Raw genomic sequence first — 17,136 nt, 5'->3', positions numbered from 1 at the left:
AGGGAGTCCCGATGACCGGCTGGCGACTGCGCGAGTTCCACAACGACGACCTCGGCGGCATCCTGCACCTGTGGGAAGAGCTGAAGCGCGCGGGCATCGAGCCCGTCTACGACCTCAGCGAGGTCGTCGCCTCCTGCCAGAAGGACCACGCGATCGTCGCCGTGCACCGTGACGAGGTGATCGCCGCCGTGGTCGGACGAGCCGCGCACGATCAGGGCTGGGTCGTGTTCTTCGCGATCGACGACGCCTGGCGCGACCGCGGCATCGGCTCGGCGCTGCTCGCGGCGCTCGAGAAGAGCATGGCTCCGCACGGTCTCACCAAGCTCTCGGCGCTGGTGCCAGAGGTCGAGACCCGGCTCGACGCGTTCGCGGCTCGCGGTTTCGAGTCGAAGCATCACCTGAAGTACTTCGAGCGCCGCACCCCGGTGCAGCGGCAGGAGCTCACCTCGCTCGCCGAGCTGGGCGGACGCCTGATGCCGCGAGATCTGTGGGAATCGGTCTCAGGGATGCGCCGCGAGAAGGAGATCCTCGAGCAGCGACTCGTGCTCCCGCTCGCCGAGTCCGAGCTCGCCGAGAGCTTCGGGGTCGTGCCGCCCAGGGCCGTCGTGCTGTTCGGCCCCCCTGGAACCGGCAAGACGACGTTTGCGAAGGCCATCGCCTCGCGTCTGGAGTGGTCGTTCGTCGAGGTGTTCCCCTCTCGCCTCGCCGCCGACCCGAAGGGCCTCGCCGGCGCGCTGCGTGAGACTTTCACCAAGATCGCCGAGCTCGAGCACGCGGTGGTCTTCATCGACGAGGTCGAAGAGATCGCGGCCCAGCGCTCCGGCGAGCCGCCATCTCCACTGCAGGGTGTCACGAACGAGTTGCTGAAGATCATCCCCGCCTTCCGCGAGCAGCCGGGCAGGCTGCTCGTGTGCGCGACGAACTTCATCCGGGCACTCGACAGTGCATTCTTGCGCCATGGCCGATTCGACTACGTGATCCCGATCGGGCTCCCTGACCGGGCGGCACGCGCAGCGATCTGGCTGCGGTACATCCCGACGCAGGTGTCGGGTGCGATCGACATCGAGGTCCTGGTCGACCGCACAGAGGGCTTCTCGCCCGCCGACATCGAGTTCGCGGCACGCAGCGCGTCTCAGCGAGCCTTCGAAGAGGCCATCGCCTCGGGCACGACGGCATCCGCACCCGACGGACCGAGCACCCGCGACTATCTGGAGTCGATAGCCGGTACCCGCATCACGGTGTCGGCCGAGACGGCCGCCGAGTTCTTGGAGGACATCGAGGCACTCGCCCGCGTGTGAGCCGATCAGGCCCGCACGCGGCGCACGCCGCCCCTGGCGCGCTGAACGATCCAGCACACGACGTAGATCGTGAACGACAGGGTCGTGATGTACGGGCTCACCGGAAGGGTGCCGGCGAGGGCGAGCAGGATGCCGCCGACGGCCGACACGAATCCGAAGAGCGCCGCCAGCAGCGGGACGGCGACCGGCCCGGCGGTGATGCGCATCGCCGCGGCAGCCGGGGTGACGAGCAGCGCCATGACGAGCAGCGCGCCGATGATGTGCACGCTGACCGCGACGATGAGTCCGAGCAGCACCATGAACAGCAGGCTCACCGCTCGGGTGGGCACGCCGCGGGCGGCGGCGGACTCGGGGTCGAGCGAATCGAAGCGCAGCGGATTCCACATGAGCAGCAGACCGAGAAGCACGACGATGCTGATGCCGAGCAGCCAGCCGAGGTCGGGACTCGACACCGACACGATCTGCCCGGTCAGCAGACTGAAGCGGTTGGCGCTGCGTCCGTCGTACAGCGACAGGAAGAGGATGCCGAGGCCGAGACCGAACGGCATCAGCACCCCGACGATCGAGTTGCGGTCGCGCGCCTTGGCTCCGAGCACGCCGATCAGGACCGCCGCGACCAGGGCGCCGCCGAGCGAGCCGAGCACCACGCTCCCGCCGAACAGCAGCGCCGCGGCGGCGCCGGCGAACGACAGCTCGCTCACGCCGTGCACCGCGAAGGCGAGGTCGCGCTGCATCACGAAGACGCCGATCAGTCCGCCGACGATGCCGAGCACCGCGCCGGCGACGATCGAGTTGGCGAGCAGGGCGACGAGCTCGCCGTAGTCCTGGAAGGAGAAGACATCGCTCCAGTCGACCGCGGGGACGAGACCGGTGAGGGCGATCATGCGGCGCTCCCGTGGTCGTGATCGTGCAGGTGGTGCGGCTCGGCATCCGGCACCCCGACGACGACCAGGCGGTCGCCGGCCCGCAGCACGAACACCGGAGTGCCGTAGAGCTCGGTGAGGACCCGGGTCTGCAGCACCTCCTCCGGGGTGCCCAGCACGAAGCGTCCGCCTGCGATGTAGAGGATGCGGTCGACGCGGCCGAGGATCGGGTTCACGTCGTGCGTGACGAACAGCACTGCGGCGCCGCGCTCGCGCCGCTGCCGATCGATGATGTCGGTCACCGCCAGCTGGTTCGCGAGATCGAGATTCGACAGCGGCTCGTCGCAGAGCAGCAGGGTGGGTTCGCCGGCGAGTGCCTGTCCGACCCGCAACCGCTGCTGCTCACCGCCCGAGAGGAGCCCCACGCGGCGATCGGCGTAGTGCGCGGCGCCGACGGACTCGAGCAGCCGGTCGACCTTCGCGCGGTCTCCGCGGTGCGGGATAGGGAACCCGAAACGGCTGCCCTGCACGCCGAGGGCGACGAGGTCGCGGGCCCGCATGCTCGTGTCCGGCGCGAGCGAACGCTGCTGCGGGATGTACCCGATGCGCGGATTGCCCTTGCGCACCGGGCCGCCCGCGACGGTGATCTCGCCGGTCGACAGGGGCTGCAGGCCGAGGATGCTGCGCAGCAGCGTGGTCTTGCCCGACCCCGACGGCCCGAGCACGGCGATGAACTCGCCGGGTTCGACGGTCAGGTCGAGGCCAGACCACAGCTCCCGGTCGCCACGCTGAAGCGCGGCCCCTCGCACCTCGAGTACGGGGGTCTGTCCGTCGGCTCCTGCACGCGCGTCGGCGGCGCCGCTCACGACTGGAGCGCGTCGGCGAGGCTCTGGATCGCGTCACTCATCCACTCAGAGTACGACGATCCGTCGGGGAGCAGCTCCGTGAAGGCGACCACCGGGATGCCGGCATCGGTCGCAGCATCCTCGACGCGCTGCGTCTCGGCGCCACCGGTCTGCGCGTTGGTGAGCACCGCGGCCACGTCTCCGTCCTCGACGACCCCGAGGGTGGCGAGCAGTGTCGCAGGGGCGACGTCACTGCCCTCCTCCACCGACTCGGCGAAGCCCTCCGGCGTGACGTCGGTGAGGCCGGCGGCCGTGGCGAGGTAGCCGGGCAGCGGCTCGGTGATGATGACGTTCGCGCCGGCGGCATCCGCCTTCAGGGTCTCGAGGTCAGCCTCGAACCCCTCGAGGTCGGCGACGATCTCCTCGGCGTTGGCCGTGAACTCCGTCTCGCCGTCGGGGTCGATCGCGGCGAGCTCGTCGGCGATGGCCTCGACGACGTGGATCATCGTGTGCGGGTCGAACCACACGTGCTCGTTGAAGCCCTCGATGTGATCATGACCCTCGTGGCCTTCTTCGCCCTCGGCATGGTCGTGGTCGTGCTCCTCCTCGGCAGCGCCCTCCTCGCCCTCGTGATCGTGCCCCTCGTTGCCGGGGAAGTCGTGCGAGAACTCGACGGCGCTGACGATGTGCGGGTCCTGGGCATCCTGCAGCAGGGTGTCGATGAAGCCGTCGTATCCGCCACCGTTCTCGATGACGAGGTCGGCCTTCTGCACCGTCAGACGGTCGCGGGCAGATGCCTCGTAGGAGTGCGGGTCCTGTGTCGCGGACTTGATGATCGAGGTCACGTCGACGCGGTCGCCGCCGATCTGCGCAGCGAGCGAACCGTAGACGTTGGTGCTCGCAGCGACGGTCACCGCACCCGAATCGCCCTCTCCCGATGCGGGGGCGGAGCATCCGGCCAGCGAGAGCGCGGCGACGGATGCGAGGGCGAGGGCGACGAACGGCTTCTTCATGTCCCCCACTCTAAACGCTAATGAGAACCATTATCAAGTTGGCGCTCGTCGCGCCCACCTGTCACCTGCATGCTCAGAACACGGATGCAGGGCCAGAAAACCCTCTCTGGCCCTGCATCTGTGATTTCGACCTGCATTCGGCACCCGGTCAAGACCGGACGGGGCCGGGTCAGCCGATGAGGGCAGGGGCGATCCAGGCGGACGCATCGCCGGGCAGCGCGCCGTCGACCAGGGCGACCGTGCTGAGCACGACATCCGCCGCATCCGCTCCGAGGTCGAACTGCTCTGTGCCGAAGTTGGTCACGACCTGCCACCCGTTCGGGCGGGCGAAGCGCAGCACGTCGGGGCGGCCGGTCTCGATCCACTCCATCCGCTCGGCGGTCTGCAGCTCATGGCGCAGCCGCAGGGCCTCGCGGTACAGCGAGAGCGTCGACGACGGATCCGCCGCCTCGATCTCGACCGCATGCCGCCCGAACCACTCCGGCTGAGGCAGATGCGCCTCCGCAGTGCCGAAGCCGAAGGACGGACCGGATGCGGTCCACGGCAGCGGCACGCGGCATCCGTCCCGCCCGAGGCCGTCGAACTCCGCACCGCGGAAGAACGCCGGATCCTGACGGTGCTCAGGGCCGATCTCCGCGACCTCCTGCAGCCCCAGCTCCTCCCCCTGGTAGAGGTAGGTGCTGCCGGGCAGGCCGAGCAGGAGCAGCGTTGCGGCGTGGGCGCGGCGGAGTCCCCGCTCGCGGTCGAGCTGCTCGGCCGGTCCGCCGGCAGCCACCCACTCGACGCCCTGCTTCACCCCCGTGCGAGTACCCAGCGGAGCCAGCCCGTACCGAGTCGCATGCCGGGTCACATCGTGGTTCGACAGCACCCAGGTGGTCGACGAGCCCGTGGCATCGGCCTGCGCCAGGTTGTCGGCGATGATCGTGCGGAACTGGGTCGCGTCGAAATCGGCGACGAGCAGATCGAAGTTGAACGCCTGCCCGAGCCCCTCCGCCGACGCATACTTCGCCCGCCGCTCCGGCGTACTCACCCATGCCTCCGCCACGGCCGTGCGGGGCGGGTCGTACTCGTTGAACACCCGACGCCACTCGGCGTAGATCTCGTGCACGTCGTCGCGGTCATGCAGCGGGTGGTTGCCGTCGTGCGGGAGCAGCGCGAGCTCGGCTGTGCTCGGCAGCGGTTCGGTCAGGTCCTTCGTGAGCATGTGCGCCACGTCGATCCGGAATCCGTCGACGCCACGGTCCGACCAGAAGCGGAGTGTCTTCAGGAAGTCCTCGCGCACCTCGGGGTGGTCCCAGTTGAGGTCGGGCTGCTCGGGGGCGAAGCTGTGCAGGTACCACTGGCCGTCCTCCACCTGCTCCCAGGCCGAGCCGCCGAAGGCCGCAGTCCAGTCGGTGGGCGGCTCCGATCCGTCAGGACCCGACCCCTCGCGGAAGATGTATCGCTCCCGGGCGGCCGAGCCGCGCCCGGCGGCGAGCGCCTCCTGGAACCACTCGTGCAGGTCGGAGGAGTGGTTCGGCACGATGTCGACGATCACGCGGATGCCGCGCTCGTGCAGCGCCGCGACCATGTCGTCGAAGTCGTCCAGCGTGCCGAGACGAGGGTCGACGTCGCGGTAGTCGGCGACGTCGTAGCCTCCGTCGGCGAGCGCTGAAGGATAGAACGGGCTCAGCCACACCGCGTCGATGCCGAGGTCACGCAGGTAGTCGGCGCGCGAGACGATCCCGGGGATGTCGCCCAGGCCGTCACCGTTCGCGTCGGCGAAGCTGCGGGGGTAGATCTGGTAGACGGCGGCCTGCCGCCACCATGCTGCGGTGGTGTCGTCGCGGGTCTCGGTGAGAAGCGCATCGGTCATGAGGGGTGTTGCTCCTTCGGATTGCGGTCTGGTTCGGGGGCTGATCGGTCGGTCGGCCGGCTGGTCGGCTGGTCAGCCCTTGACGGCGCCCTGCGTGACGCCCTCCATGACGAAGCGCTGCGTGAACAGGTAGGCCAGGATGGCGGGGGCCATGGCCATCAGATACGAGGCGAACGCGACGTTGTAGTTGTTGCTGAACTGGTTCTGGAAGAGGTTCTGCCGCACCGGCAGCGTCTGCAGCGCCGGGTCGGAGATGATCAGCGACGGCATCATGAAGTCATTCCACGCGTAGAGGAAGGCGAAGATGCCGACCGTCGCGCTCATCGGCGCGAGCAGCGGGAAGATCAGCTGCCAGAACGTCTGCCAGGTGGTCGCACCGTCGATGCGGGCGCTCTCCTCGAGCTCGATCGGGATCGACCGCAGGAACGCCGTGAAGAGCAGCACGCTGAAGCTCAGCTGGAACATCGTCGCGAGGATGATCACCCCGAACGGGTTGTCGAGCCCGACGCGGCCGGTCAGCTGGATCTGCGGCAACGCCACGACCGGGAACGGGATGAACATCGCCGCGAGCAGGTAGAAGAAGGAGTACCGGAACAGGCGGTGGTCCCAGTTGCGCACGATCGCGTACGACGCGAAGGCCGCGAGCACGATCGTCGCGACGACGGTGCCTGCGGTCACCAGCAGCGAGATGCCCGCTCCGACCGGGAACTTCGTGAGATTCCAGGCCTGGACGAAGCCGTCGATGCTGAACGGCGCGGGGAACGAGAACGCGTTGCCGTCGACCGCCTGACCGGTGGTCTTGAGCGACATCGAGATCGTCACATACAGCGGCAGCAGCACGGTGACGGCGCACAGGATCAGGATGATCGTGCCCGACCAGTTGACGCGCTCCATGCGCACGCGCGGCTTCTTGCCCGAAGCCGGGATGGTGGTGAGTGTCTGCGTCGACATCAGAGTGCGTTCCTTCCGCGGGTCAGCGAGAGCTGCAGCAGGGAGATGAGCACGGCAACGATGAAGAAGATCGTCGCGTTGGCCATCTGGTAGGCGTAGTCACCGCCGTTGAAGCCCGCGATGATGGTCATCGCGACGCTGCGGGTGGCGGTGCCTGGGCCGCCGTTGGTGAGGCCGACGATGATGTCGTAGGCGTTGAGGAAGCCCTTGAAGCCGAGGATCACGTTGATCACGACATACCCCGCGACGAGCGGGATCGTGATGCGCGTGAGCTGCTGCACCTTGTTCGCGCCGTCGATGCTGGCGGCTTCGTAGACCTCGCCCGGCACCGACAGGAGTCCCGCGATGTAGATGAGCAGAGTCCCCGGTACCGCCTGCCACGCGGTCACGATGACGATCGCCACCCACGCGAGATCGGGATTCGCGAGAAGGCTGGTCGACAGCCACGGGATGCCGGTGGCGGCCCCTGCGGCCGGGATCGAGTTCGAGAACAGGAAGTTGAAGACGTAGGCGATGATGATGCCCGAGATCACCATCGGGATCACGAAGATCGTGCGCAGCCCCGTCTTGAAGCGGATGCGGGAGGTCAGCCCGACCGCCAGCAGGAAGGCGATGACGTTGACCACGATCACGGTGGCGATCGAGAACCCGAACGTGAACAGGTAGCTCTGCAGGATCGCCGGATCGCTGAACATCGCGATGTAGTTCGTCAGTCCGTTGAAGCTCCACTCCCCGATGCCGATCGAGTCGGTGAAGCTGAAGAAGATCCCCATCACCCCAGGGACGGTGATCGCGAGGGTGAAGAGCACGAGCGTCGGCAGCAGGAAGAGGTAGTAGATCGGCTCGACGCGGCCCTTGCGGCGGCCGAGTTTGCGCGCACCTCCGGTGACGATCGCCGTCGTGTCGGTCGTGGGGGTGTTGGGCTTCGTGATGTTGGTCATGGCGTGGACTCCTCTGTCTCGCCGGATGCGGAGTCCTCACCGGACGCGTTGTCCTGGGTCGACGGGATCGGAGCGCGGAACGCGATCCTCGCCCAGTCGGCATCCATCGTGCGCAGGGTGGAAGACGGGGACGCGCCGAGCACCATGGCCTGCACGTAGTTGTTCAGCGGGAGCGTCTTGGGCACGAGCACCGAGGGCCCCTGGTAGATCTGACCGTTCTCGTAGTACTCGATCATCCCCTCGACCCGCGGGTCGTCGGGAGCCGGAGCATCCTTCGTCGGTGTGAAGCCGAGCTGCGAGGCGTTGTACTCCTCGATGTTCTCGGGCTGGAACAGGTACTCGAGGAAGTCCCTCGCCGCCTCCTGGTGCCGTGACTCCTCGGGGATCATCGCCGCGAGGTCCATGTTCACGCGCACGCCGAGGTCGGCGGGATCGTCGGTCATGGGCAGCGGGAAGGTACCGAGCTCGAGGTCGGGCGCGGTCTTCGCGATCTCGCTGAACGCCCACGGCCCCTGCAGGTACATCGCCGCCTCGCCCTTGCCGAAAGCGAGGTTGCCGTCGCCGTAGCCTCGGCTCGGGGCATCCTCGTTCGTGTAGTCCTCGGCGAGCTGCATCATGCGCTCCATCGGCTCGGCGAAGTCCTTCTGAAACGACCGCTCGGAGTCGGGACCGACCTCGGTGCCCTCCTCTGCGAGTGCGTCGAAGAAGTCGATCACGTCGACGGATCCGCCGGCGGTGTAGTCGTACCAGCCCTGCGCGACGGTCCAGTCGTCCTTGAAGGTGGCGTAGAACGGGTCGATGCCCGCATCCTTCAACTGGTCGGCGACGGCGAGGAGCTCGTCCCAGGTCTGCGGGACCTCGAGTCCCTGCTCGTCGAAGATCTGCTTGTTGTAGATGACGGATGCCGCCATCACCGAGTACGGCAGGGCGCTGGTGCGCCCCGCGCAGGTGCCGTACTGCTCCATGAGCGGCTGCAGGTCGTCGCGGATGCTCGATGCGGCCTCGGTGTCGGAGAGATCGGTGAGCGCGCAGCGCTGCACGAACCGCGCGATCTCGTAGTTGTAGTTGGCGAGCATGATGTCGGGCGGGTTGCCCCGGACGAAGCTCGCCGAGACCACGTCGACACCAGAGGTGTCGATCTCGACCCGCACATCGTCCTGCGAGGCGTTGTAGTCGGCGACCAGACCGGTCATGAACTCGATCGCCTCACGTTTGCTGAACGTGAAGCGGATGGTCTCGGGTCCGCCGGCTGTCGAGCAGCCGGTCAGAGCGGCGCCGACGAGGGCGAGCGCGGCCGCACCGGCCACGATCTTCGCCGGGCGTGGGGGTTTCACAGACACCGTCGTCCTTTCGTCCTGTAGATCCGCAGACTAAATCTAGTGAGCGAATTTACTTCGATGAAGGGTACTCTCTCATCTGGACGAGAGTGAGGTCAAGGCCCGTGACAGAAGTCTCCGCAGGGCTCGGCACCGGGCGCGCGAGCGTCGGCGCCATCCTCGACTTCGCCTGGGCAGCCGGTGAGTTCACCGCGACCGAGGCGATGGCGAGCACCTCGCTGACCCGCTCCACCGCCATCGACGGCATCGACACGCTCGTCGACGCCGGCGTGCTGCGCGAGCTCCCCAACGCCCGCGCGGCCGGGAGCTACCGGGCAGGGCGTCCCGCCAGGCGGTTCGTGCTGGCATCCGATCTCGGCGTCGTGATCGGGGTGGATGCCGGTGACACCCACCTCGCCGTCACCGTCGCCGAGCTGCAGGACCACACCCGCGTGCACCACCGCGTCGATCTCGATCCGACGCAGAGCGCCGACGAGCGACGGGCGACGATCCTCGGGCAGATGGACCTCGCGCTCGCCGAGGCCGACGTCACCCGAGAGGCGGTGCTCGCGATCTGCATCGGCGTCGCCGCCCCGGTGAACCGCGCCGGAATCTCTCCCCCGCATCCCGAGGGCTTCTGGGAACGCACCAACCCCGGCCTCGCCGAAGTCCTGGCCGACTGGGCTCCGGTCGTCGAGATCAAGAACGACGCCCAGCTCGCGGCGATCGCCGAAGGCTCGGCGGGCGCAGCCGTCGGATGCCGCGACTACGTCGCCCTGCTCGCCAGCGAGCGTTTCGGCGGCGGTGTCGTCGTCGACGGCCATGTGCTGCACGGCGCCCACGGCGGGGTCGGCGAGGGGGTCGTGTTCGACCACATCATCGGCGTCGGCTCGGCCTTCGGCCTCCGGTACGCCCTGCAGGACCAGGTGCGAGCAGCCGTGGAGAGCGGCGAGATCTCGTCGGACTCCGCGATCGGTCGGCTCGCGGGCGCGGATCGCATCGATCCGCGAGCCGTGCTGACGGCCGCGTCGGCAGGCGATGCCGACGCGCTGCTGACCACTTCCCGCGTCGGAGCGACGCTCGCACGCGTGGTGGGCGTGCTCGGCAGCATGTACGACCCCTCCCGCGTGATCGTGTGCGGGGCGGTGGCCGAGAGCATCGCCCCGGTGCTGGATGCGGCCCGCGAGGTGCTTCCTGCACAGCTGCACCTGCCGGCGCCCGAGATCCTCGCCTCGACGCTGGGCGCCGAGGTCGTCTCGGTCGGCGCCGTCGCCACGGCCCGCCGTGCCGCCCGGGAGGTGGCCGTGCCACTGCTGGCCGAGCGGCGGCTCAGCGCGGTCGACTGAGGGGCATCCCCGTCACGGCCGGCCGCCCTGGCACCCGTGATGCGTCGGCGCTCGCGTATATGTTGGCGTGATGGAACCCAGACGCGAACCTCGAGGCGGCATGGCTTCCGTGCCCTTGCTGCTCGGTCTCCCCGTCGGCGCGGTCATCGGTCTCGGTATCGGTGCCGCTGCGGGCGATCCGGGTATCGGAGCTGCGGTCGGCGCCCCCGCCGGTCTCATGCTCGGGCTCATCTGGACCGTCATCTGGGAGCAGTTGCGACGCCGCGAGAACGACTAGATGCGCGAACCCGAGCCGCGGCGCCCCCCCTCATCGATCGAACTGCTCCTCGACCCGGCGGCCGAGTCCGCGATCCGAGCCGAATGGGAGGCTCTCGCCGCACGCGGGCTCTCGAGCCTCGCCGCGCACACGTCTGCGAGCAACCGCCCGCACATCACACTGGGGGCCCGGATCGGGCTGCCGGCGGTGGGGGCGGAGGTCTTCGAGGGTCTCCCTGCGTTCCCCGTGACGCTGGGCGCTCCCCTGCTGTTCGGCATCGGCGACCGACGTGTACTCGCCCGCAGCGTCGTGCCGACCGCTGAGCTGCTCGCGCTCCGCACCGCGGTGTACGACGCCCTCGGTCCGGGCACGGATGCGCCGCACACCGCGACCGGAGAGTGGATGCCGCACGTCGCCCTTGCCCGCAGGCTCCGGGTCGCCGACCTGGCGGAAGCGCTGGAGCTCGTCGGCGGTGACATCCGGGGTCACGCCCGCGGCGTGCGTCGCTGGGATCCCGTGCCGGCGTCGATCACGACGCTCGCGACGCTGAGGATGCCGTAGCGACGAGCGGAAGCCTGGTCGGCGTGACCCGTCCTCACTCGACGAGCAGCGCGGGCTCCTCGAGCACGGATGCCACATCGGCGATGAACCGGCTCATGCCGTCGCCGTCGATCACGCGGTGGTCGAACGATCCGGCGACCGTGGTGACCCAGCGGGGGCGCACCTCGCCGTCGACGACCCACGGCTTCTGGCTGATCGTGCCCATGGCCACGATCCCGGCCTCGCCGGGGTTGATGATCGGGGTGCCGGCATCCATCCCGAAGACCCCGATGTTGGTGATCGTGATCGTGCCGCCCTGCTGGTCCGCCGGGCTCGTCTTGCCCTCGCGGGCGGTGAGCGTGAGGCGGTTCAGGGCCCGAGCGAGGTCCTTCATGCTCAGGTCCTGGGCGTCCTTGATGTTGGGCACGAGCAGACCGCGCGGCGTGGCAGCGGCGATGCCGAGGTTGACGTAGTGGCGCACCGAGATCTCGGCGCCGCCCTCGGTCTCGATCCAGGCGGCGTTCACCATCGGGGTGCGGCGCGCAGCCCAGATCACGGCGCGGGCCATGATCAGCAGCGGTGAGACGCGGATGTCGGCGTAGTCCGGCGACGCCTTGAGGCGCTTGACGAGCTCCATCGTGCGGCTCGCATCGATCTCCTTCCACACCGTGACGTGGGGGGCGGAGTACGCGCTCTGCACCATCGCCGACGAGGTCGCCTTGCGCACGCCCTTCACCGGGATGGACTCGGTGCGGTCGTCGGATGCGGGAGCGGATGCCGGAGCAGGCGACAGCCCGCGGGCGAGCCCTGCCGGTGCGCTCTGCGGCGCGGGCACGGTCTCCTCGCGGACCTCTCCCCATTCGGGGGTCTCGATGTTGCGGAAGACACTGGCCTGCGAGGCGTGCGTCACGACGTCGTCGCGGGTGACCTCGCCGTCGGCGCCGGTCGGCGTGACGGTCGTCAGGTCGACGCCCAGGTCCTTGGCGAGCTTGCGGATCGGCGGCTTCGCGATCACGCCGACCGACGAGCGGACGGGCCGCTCCGCCGGGCGCTTGCGACGGGAGGTCGCGCCGGTGCCAGAGCCGTAGCCCACGAGCACCGAGCCGCCGCCCTCTTCGGGAGCCGGCGCCTCGGCCGTGGCGATGACCCCGGGACCGGCGTCGTCACGGGCATCCGTCACGAAGGTGATGATCGGCGAGCCGACCTCGACCGTCGTGCCCTCGGCGACGAGCAGCTCGCCGACGACGCCCGCATGCGGCGACGGCAGTTCGACCAGCGACTTCGCCGTCTCGATCTCGCAGATGACGTCGTTGATCGCCACGGTGTCGCCGGGGGCGACCTTCCACGCGACGATCTCGGCTTCGGTCAACCCCTCGCCGACGTCGGGGAGGGTGAAGTTCTGCGTGCTCATATGCGGTCCTTTCGGAGAGTGCCTCGTTCAGAACTCAGCATGAACCTGGCAGAAGTGACCTGCACGGGGCAAACCCGTCGGGCCTGCTCTGATTCTTGCTGAATTGTGAACATCGAACGAGGGTCAGTAGGCGAGCGAACGATCGACGGCCTCGAGGATGCGGTCGGCATCCGGGAGGTAGGAGCCCTCAAGCTTCGCGGGCGGGAACGGGGTGTCGTACCCCGAGACGCGAAGCACCGGGGCCTCGAGTGCGTAGAAGGCGCGCTCCATGACGGTGGCGGCGACCTCGCTACCGACGCTGGTGAACCCCTGCGCCTCCTGGGCGTAGACCATGCGTCCGGTCTTGCGCACCGAGTTGAGGATCGGCTCGTAGTCGATCGGCGACAGCGAGCGCACGTCGACGACCTCGCAGCTGGTGCCCTCGGCCTCGGCGAGCGCCGCCGCCTGCAGCAGCGTCGTCACCATCGCGCCGTGTCCGACGAGGGTCACGTCGGATCCGGTGCGCACGACTCGGGAGGCGTGCAGGGAGACCGCGGATCCGTCGAGGTCGACCTCGCCCTTGGTCCAGTAGCGGCTCTTCGGCTCCATGAAGATCACGGGGTCGTTCGATGCGATGGCCTCCTGGATCATCCAGAACGCGTCGTTGGGAGTCGAGGGCGAGACCACCCGCAGGCCCGGGGTGTGCGCGAAGTACGCCTCGGGGCTCTCCTGGTGGTGCTCGACGGCGCCGATGTGGCCGCCGTACGGGATGCGGATGACGATGGGCAGACTCAGCTTGCCCTCGTGACGGTTCGTGAGCTTCGCCAGCTGCGTGGTGATCTGGTCGAATGCGGGGAAGACGAAGCCGTCGAACTGGATCTCGATGACGGGCCGGAACCCGGTCATCGCCAGACCGATCGCGGTGCCGACGATTCCGGACTCGGCCAGCGGGGTGTCGAGCACCCGACGGTCGCCGAAGTCACGCTGCAGGTGCTCGGTGACCCGGAACACGCCGCCGAGCTTTCCGATGTCCTCGCCCATGAGCAGGACCTTGGAGTCGGCTTCCATCGCCGCCCGCAGACCGGCGTTGAGTGCCTTGCTGAAAGGCATCGTCTCGAGAGTCACCGGCCGCCTCCTTCGAACGACGCCTCATACCGCTCGCGCCAGGCCTTCTGCTCCGCGATGAGTGGATGAGGGTCGCTGTACACGTGATCGAAGATCTTGTCGGCGGTCGGCGGCCCGAGCTCGACCGTGCGGGCGCGCAGGTCCTCGGCGGCGTCGGCCGCCTCGGCATCCACGTCCGCGAAGAACTGCCCTGCCGCGCCGCGGTTCTCCAGGAACGCGCGCATGCGGTCGATCGGGTCGCGCTCCGCCCACGACTGCTCCTCGTCGGACCCGCGGTACTTCGTCGGGTCGTCGCTCGTCGTGTGAGCGCCGAGTCGGTAGGTCACGGCCTCGATCGCCCGCGGTCCCCCGCCGCTGCGCGCCTCCTCGAGCGCCGTGCGCGAGACCGCGTAGCTGGCGAGCACGTCGTTGCCGTCGACGCGGACGCTGGGGATGCCGTAGCCGGCGCTGCGCTCGACGAGGGGCACTCTCGACTGGGTCGAGACGGGCACCGAGATCGCCCAGTGATTGTTCTGCAGGAAGAAGACGGTGGGCGCCTGGTAGCTCGCGGCGAACACCATCGCCTCATGCACGTCGCCCTGGCTCGAGGCTCCGTCGCCGTAGTAGACGATCACGGCCTCGTCACGCTCGGGGTCGCCGGTGCCGGAGCGACCGTCGAAGTTGAGGCCCATCGCGAAGCCCGCGGCGTGCAGGGTCTGCGAGCCGAGCACGAGCGTGTAGAGGCGCGTGTTGCCGTTCTTGGGGTCGGTCGGATCCCAACCGCCGTGCGAGACACCGCGCATGAGCTTGATGATGTCGAGCGGGTCGACGCCGCGGATGCGGGTCACGGCGTGCTCACGGTACGAGGGGAAGATCGTGTCCTGGGCACGGGCGGCCCGGGCCGAGCCGACCTGGGCGGCCTCCTGTCCCCTGCTCGGCGGCCACAGGGCGAGCTGGCCCTGACGCTGCAGGTTGGTCGCCTGGACATCGATGGCACGGATGACCACCATGTCGCGGTAGAACTGCTCGAGCTCGGCGTCGCTGATCGCCTCGATCAACGGCAGGTACTGCTCGGCGGACGCACTGGGCGCGAAGCGGCCGTCCTTATCCAGGACGCGGACGAGTTCAGTCTCTGACGAGGTCACGACCCCCACGCTACCCGCGCGCGCATGCCCGGTCACGCATACCTAGGACGTCCTCGTAACTGCCGGGAACCCGGAGAACAGGCGGGATCGCGGCGCTCACCGCAGGGTCGAGGCGACCTCCAGAACGCGGTCGACCGCTGCCTCCTCGCCGACGGAGATGCGGATGCCGTCGCCGGAGAACGGGCGCACGATGAGGTCCGCCGCGACGAACGCTGCCGCGACGTCGTCGGTGCGCTCGCCGGTGGGCAGCCAGATGAAGTTGGCCTGCGAATCGGGCACGTCCCAGCCCTGCGCGCGCAGGCCCTGCACCAGGCGGGTGCGCCGCTCGACGATGACCGCGACACGCTCGAGCAGTTCTGCCTCGGCGTCGAGGCTGGCGATCGCGGCATTCTCGGCCGCTGAGGTGACGGACAGGGGGATGCCGGTGGTCCGCGCCGCATCCAGCACTTTCTCGTTCCCGATCGCATAGCCGATGCGAAGTCCAGCCAGGCCGTAGGCCTTCGAGAACGTGCGCAGCACGACGACGTTCGGATGCCGCTCGAAGACCCGTTCCGCGAGTCCGTCCACGGCGCCGGGCGCGGTGACGAACTCGGCGTAGGCCTCGTCGAGGATGATCAGCACGTCGGTGGGGACGCGCTCGACGAACGTGGCGAACTCGTCGCTCGTGATGATCGGCCCCGTCGGGTTGTTGGGGGTGCAGAGGATGACCGCGCGAGTGCGCTCGGTCACGGCATCCGCCATGGCATCGAGGTCGTGGCGGGCGTCCGCCGTCAGCGGCACCTGCACGCCCGTCGCGCCGGCGACGAGCGGGAGGCTCGGGTAGGCCTCGAAGGAGCGCCAGGCGTAGACGACCTCGTCGCCGACGGAGGCGGTGGCGAGGATGAGCTGGTGCAGGATCGACACACTGCCGGCGGCGACGTGCACCTGATCGGGTTCCACGGCGTAGCGCGCTCCGAGCCGGGCACGCAGGCGGCCTGCGGTCGCGTCCGGGTAGCGGTTGATCGGCGTGGTGTGCTGCAGGGCCGCCGCGACCGAGGGGAGCGGCTCGAACGGGTTCTCGTTGCTCGACAGCTTGTAGGCGTCGGGGCCGGCCTGCTTCCCCTGGCGGTACGGCGCGAGGGCGGCGATGGCGGGGCGGATGCGCGGCAGGATCGGGTCGGTCACAGTGATGAGTCTAGATTCCGCGGCATCCTGGCGACGAAGTGAGTGGAGTAGTACCATTTTGGTATGGCGATGACTGTGCGACTCCCGGAAGAACTCGATGCGCAGCTCACTGCGCTCGCCGAGCGGCGGCACACGTCGAAGCACGCCCTTCTGATCGAGGCCGCTGATCGCTTCCTTCGCGAAGAGGTCACGACCGAGCAGGCCGTGACGATCGCGCGGGGGGTGGCAGACCGGTACTCCGAGCTGCTCAAGAAGCTGGAAGACGCGTGACCCGGTACCTCGAGCTCCCGCAGGCTGTCGGGATCCTCGAGGATCTGGGTCTCCACATCCGTGACATCGGCCTTCTCTCTTCGGCGCTGGCTCGTCCGTCGAGTTCGATGTTCGGCGTCGAGGCGTACCCCACCATCGAGGTGAAGGCAGCCTCGCTCCTGTCCTCACTGAGCCAGAACCATCCCCTCTTCGATGGAAACAAGAGGTTCTCGTGGATCATGACCATGACGTTCCTCGAGCTGAACGGCGTCCTCGTCGACATGGGTCTCGATGCGGCATTCGATCTGGTGCTGAGCACCGCACAAAGCAAGACTTCGCTCGACGAAATCGCTGCGGCGCTCCGAGCGCACACCCGTTGACTACCGCAGGAGTCTCGACTGACATCGAGTGACTCGCATGGGAGACTGATCGGACTATGCGCTTCATCATCCGAGTCGTCGTCAACGCGTTCGCCCTCTGGGTTGTGACGCTGATCCCCGCACTGCAGGTGCAGATCAAGGCCTTCGCGCCGGGCGAGACGCTGCAGCTGGTGCTGACCCTGCTGGCGGTCGCCGCGATCTTCGCCCTGGTGAACACCATCATCGGCACCGTCGTCAAGATCGTCGCCTTCCCGCTCTACATCCTCACGCTCGGCCTCATCGGATTCGTGATCAACGGGTTCCTGCTCTGGCTGACCGCCTGGATCACGAGCGGCTTCGGCTGGGGCCTGACCGTCGGCAGCTTCTGGTGGGGAGTGCTCGCTGCGCTCATCATCTCGCTGATCAACGGCGTCTTCGGCTTCATCCTGCGCCCCCAGAGCAAGCGGTCCCGTCGCGATTGAGCGTCCAGCCTGACCGCGG

Annotated in this window: 18 protein-coding genes; 7 read left to right on the top strand and 11 right to left on the bottom strand. The window is 68.6% G+C overall.

Annotated elements, in window-relative coordinates; translation table 11 throughout:
* The first annotated feature begins 11 nt into the window (after window positions 1-11).
* The gene (locus BLW44_RS02440; RefSeq protein WP_060927116.1) at window positions 12-1,298 is read left to right on the top strand and encodes an ATP-binding protein; all 1,287 of its coding nucleotides are present in this window, start codon (window positions 12-14) and stop codon (window positions 1,296-1,298) included.
* A gap of 5 nt (window positions 1,299-1,303) precedes the next feature.
* Here BLW44_RS02440 and BLW44_RS02435 read toward each other — a convergent pair whose 3' ends face one another.
* The 7 genes from BLW44_RS02435 to BLW44_RS02405 form a co-directional block, all read right to left on the bottom strand.
* On the bottom strand, window positions 1,304-2,182 hold the full coding sequence (locus tag BLW44_RS02435) for a metal ABC transporter permease (RefSeq protein WP_245647411.1): 879 nt from the start codon (window positions 2,180-2,182) through the stop codon (window positions 1,304-1,306).
* Window positions 2,179-3,027: a metal ABC transporter ATP-binding protein gene (locus BLW44_RS02430; protein WP_060927115.1), complete on the bottom strand. Its 849-nt coding sequence runs from the start codon at window positions 3,025-3,027 to the stop codon at window positions 2,179-2,181. Before BLW44_RS02430 ends, BLW44_RS02435 begins: the two co-directional genes overlap by 4 nt.
* A complete protein-coding gene (locus BLW44_RS02425; RefSeq protein WP_060927114.1) occupies window positions 3,024-4,019 on the bottom strand; it encodes a metal ABC transporter solute-binding protein, Zn/Mn family in 996 nt (331 codons plus the stop codon). Before BLW44_RS02425 ends, BLW44_RS02430 begins: the two co-directional genes overlap by 4 nt.
* A gap of 169 nt (window positions 4,020-4,188) precedes the next feature.
* A complete protein-coding gene (locus tag BLW44_RS02420) occupies window positions 4,189-5,874 on the bottom strand; it encodes a glycoside hydrolase family 13 protein (protein ID WP_060927113.1) in 1,686 nt (561 codons plus the stop codon).
* A 72-nt stretch (window positions 5,875-5,946) separates the two neighbouring features.
* Window positions 5,947-6,825, bottom strand: a complete 879-nt coding sequence (locus BLW44_RS02415; RefSeq protein ID WP_060927112.1) for a carbohydrate ABC transporter permease — start codon at window positions 6,823-6,825, stop codon at window positions 5,947-5,949.
* Window positions 6,825-7,766, bottom strand: coding sequence for a carbohydrate ABC transporter permease (locus tag BLW44_RS02410; RefSeq protein ID WP_060927111.1), 942 nt, complete (start codon window positions 7,764-7,766; stop codon window positions 6,825-6,827). The genes BLW44_RS02415 and BLW44_RS02410 overlap by 1 nt, the downstream gene beginning before the upstream one ends.
* Window positions 7,763-9,106 (bottom strand): ABC transporter substrate-binding protein, encoded by a 1,344-nt coding sequence (locus BLW44_RS02405; protein WP_060927110.1) that lies wholly within the window; start codon window positions 9,104-9,106, stop codon window positions 7,763-7,765. The genes BLW44_RS02410 and BLW44_RS02405 overlap by 4 nt, the downstream gene beginning before the upstream one ends.
* Window positions 9,107-9,207: 101 nt before the next feature.
* Between BLW44_RS02405 and BLW44_RS02400 the strand changes: the two genes are divergently transcribed.
* The 3 genes from BLW44_RS02400 (at window position 9,208) to BLW44_RS02395 (ending at window position 11,245) form a co-directional block, all read left to right on the top strand.
* Entirely contained in the window at window positions 9,208-10,428 is a 1,221-nt protein-coding gene (locus BLW44_RS02400) for an ROK family protein (protein ID WP_074731545.1), read from the top strand.
* Window positions 10,429-10,528: 100 nt separating this feature from the next.
* Window positions 10,529-10,705: a hypothetical protein gene (locus tag BLW44_RS17920; RefSeq protein WP_157519652.1), complete on the top strand. Its 177-nt coding sequence runs from the start codon at window positions 10,529-10,531 to the stop codon at window positions 10,703-10,705.
* The gene (locus tag BLW44_RS02395; protein ID WP_060928636.1) at window positions 10,706-11,245 is read left to right on the top strand and encodes a 2'-5' RNA ligase family protein; all 540 of its coding nucleotides are present in this window, start codon (window positions 10,706-10,708) and stop codon (window positions 11,243-11,245) included.
* Between the two features lie 34 nt (window positions 11,246-11,279).
* Here BLW44_RS02395 and BLW44_RS02390 read toward each other — a convergent pair whose 3' ends face one another.
* The 4 genes from BLW44_RS02390 to BLW44_RS02375 form a co-directional block, all read right to left on the bottom strand.
* Window positions 11,280-12,635 carry a dihydrolipoamide acetyltransferase family protein gene (locus BLW44_RS02390; RefSeq protein ID WP_060928637.1) on the bottom strand — a complete coding sequence of 452 codons (1,356 nt, stop codon included), beginning with the start codon at window positions 12,633-12,635 and terminating at the stop codon, window positions 11,280-11,282.
* 123 nt (window positions 12,636-12,758) lie between these two features.
* The gene (locus BLW44_RS02385) at window positions 12,759-13,724 is read right to left on the bottom strand and encodes an alpha-ketoacid dehydrogenase subunit beta (protein WP_060928645.1); all 966 of its coding nucleotides are present in this window, start codon (window positions 13,722-13,724) and stop codon (window positions 12,759-12,761) included.
* An 11-nt stretch (window positions 13,725-13,735) separates the two neighbouring features.
* A complete protein-coding gene (gene pdhA, locus BLW44_RS02380; protein WP_060928646.1) occupies window positions 13,736-14,863 on the bottom strand; it encodes a pyruvate dehydrogenase (acetyl-transferring) E1 component subunit alpha in 1,128 nt (375 codons plus the stop codon).
* 96 nt (window positions 14,864-14,959) lie between these two features.
* Entirely contained in the window at window positions 14,960-16,027 is a 1,068-nt protein-coding gene (locus tag BLW44_RS02375; RefSeq protein ID WP_060928638.1) for a histidinol-phosphate transaminase, read from the bottom strand.
* A 63-nt stretch (window positions 16,028-16,090) separates the two neighbouring features.
* Between BLW44_RS02375 and BLW44_RS02370 the strand changes: the two genes are divergently transcribed.
* Genes BLW44_RS02370 through BLW44_RS02360 form a run of 3 tightly spaced genes read left to right on the top strand, consistent with a single transcriptional unit; the run spans window position 16,091 to window position 17,117 of the window.
* Complete coding sequence (locus BLW44_RS02370; protein WP_060928639.1) at window positions 16,091-16,297, top strand: ribbon-helix-helix protein, CopG family; 207 nt, start codon at window positions 16,091-16,093, stop codon at window positions 16,295-16,297.
* Entirely contained in the window at window positions 16,294-16,656 is a 363-nt protein-coding gene (locus BLW44_RS02365; RefSeq protein ID WP_060928640.1) for a type II toxin-antitoxin system death-on-curing family toxin, read from the top strand. The genes BLW44_RS02370 and BLW44_RS02365 overlap by 4 nt, the downstream gene beginning before the upstream one ends.
* Before the next feature lie 56 nt (window positions 16,657-16,712).
* Entirely contained in the window at window positions 16,713-17,117 is a 405-nt protein-coding gene (locus BLW44_RS02360) for a phage holin family protein (RefSeq protein WP_060928641.1), read from the top strand.
* Window positions 17,118-17,136: the final 19 nt, after the last annotated feature.

The organism is Microbacterium hydrocarbonoxydans (genome assembly GCF_900105205.1).
Taxonomy (GTDB): Bacteria; Actinomycetota; Actinomycetes; order Actinomycetales; family Microbacteriaceae; genus Microbacterium; species Microbacterium hydrocarbonoxydans.
This window is presented reverse-complemented; position numbering and strand designations above follow the sequence as displayed.

Bases quoted from the DNA above. Each gene is read 5' to 3' on its own strand.
- BLW44_RS02440 (WP_060927116.1), top strand. From the start codon at position 12: ATGACCGGCTGGCGACTGCGCGAGTTCCACAACGACGACCTCGGCGGC.
- BLW44_RS02435 (WP_245647411.1), bottom strand. From the start codon at position 2,182: ATGATCGCCCTCACCGGTCTCGTCCCCGCGGTCGACTGGAGCGATGTC.
- BLW44_RS02425 (WP_060927114.1), bottom strand. From the start codon at position 4,019: ATGAAGAAGCCGTTCGTCGCCCTCGCCCTCGCATCCGTCGCCGCGCTC.
- BLW44_RS02420 (WP_060927113.1), bottom strand. From the start codon at position 5,874: ATGACCGATGCGCTTCTCACCGAGACCCGCGACGACACCACCGCAGCA.
- BLW44_RS02415 (WP_060927112.1), bottom strand. From the start codon at position 6,825: ATGTCGACGCAGACACTCACCACCATCCCGGCTTCGGGCAAGAAGCCG.
- BLW44_RS02410 (WP_060927111.1), bottom strand. From the start codon at position 7,766: ATGACCAACATCACGAAGCCCAACACCCCCACGACCGACACGACGGCG.
- BLW44_RS17920 (WP_157519652.1), top strand. From the start codon at position 10,529: ATGGCTTCCGTGCCCTTGCTGCTCGGTCTCCCCGTCGGCGCGGTCATC.
- BLW44_RS02395 (WP_060928636.1), top strand. From the start codon at position 10,706: ATGCGCGAACCCGAGCCGCGGCGCCCCCCCTCATCGATCGAACTGCTC.
- BLW44_RS02390 (WP_060928637.1), bottom strand. From the start codon at position 12,635: ATGAGCACGCAGAACTTCACCCTCCCCGACGTCGGCGAGGGGTTGACC.
- BLW44_RS02385 (WP_060928645.1), bottom strand. From the start codon at position 13,724: ATGCCTTTCAGCAAGGCACTCAACGCCGGTCTGCGGGCGGCGATGGAA.
- BLW44_RS02370 (WP_060928639.1), top strand. From the start codon at position 16,091: ATGGCGATGACTGTGCGACTCCCGGAAGAACTCGATGCGCAGCTCACT.
- BLW44_RS02360 (WP_060928641.1), top strand. From the start codon at position 16,713: ATGCGCTTCATCATCCGAGTCGTCGTCAACGCGTTCGCCCTCTGGGTT.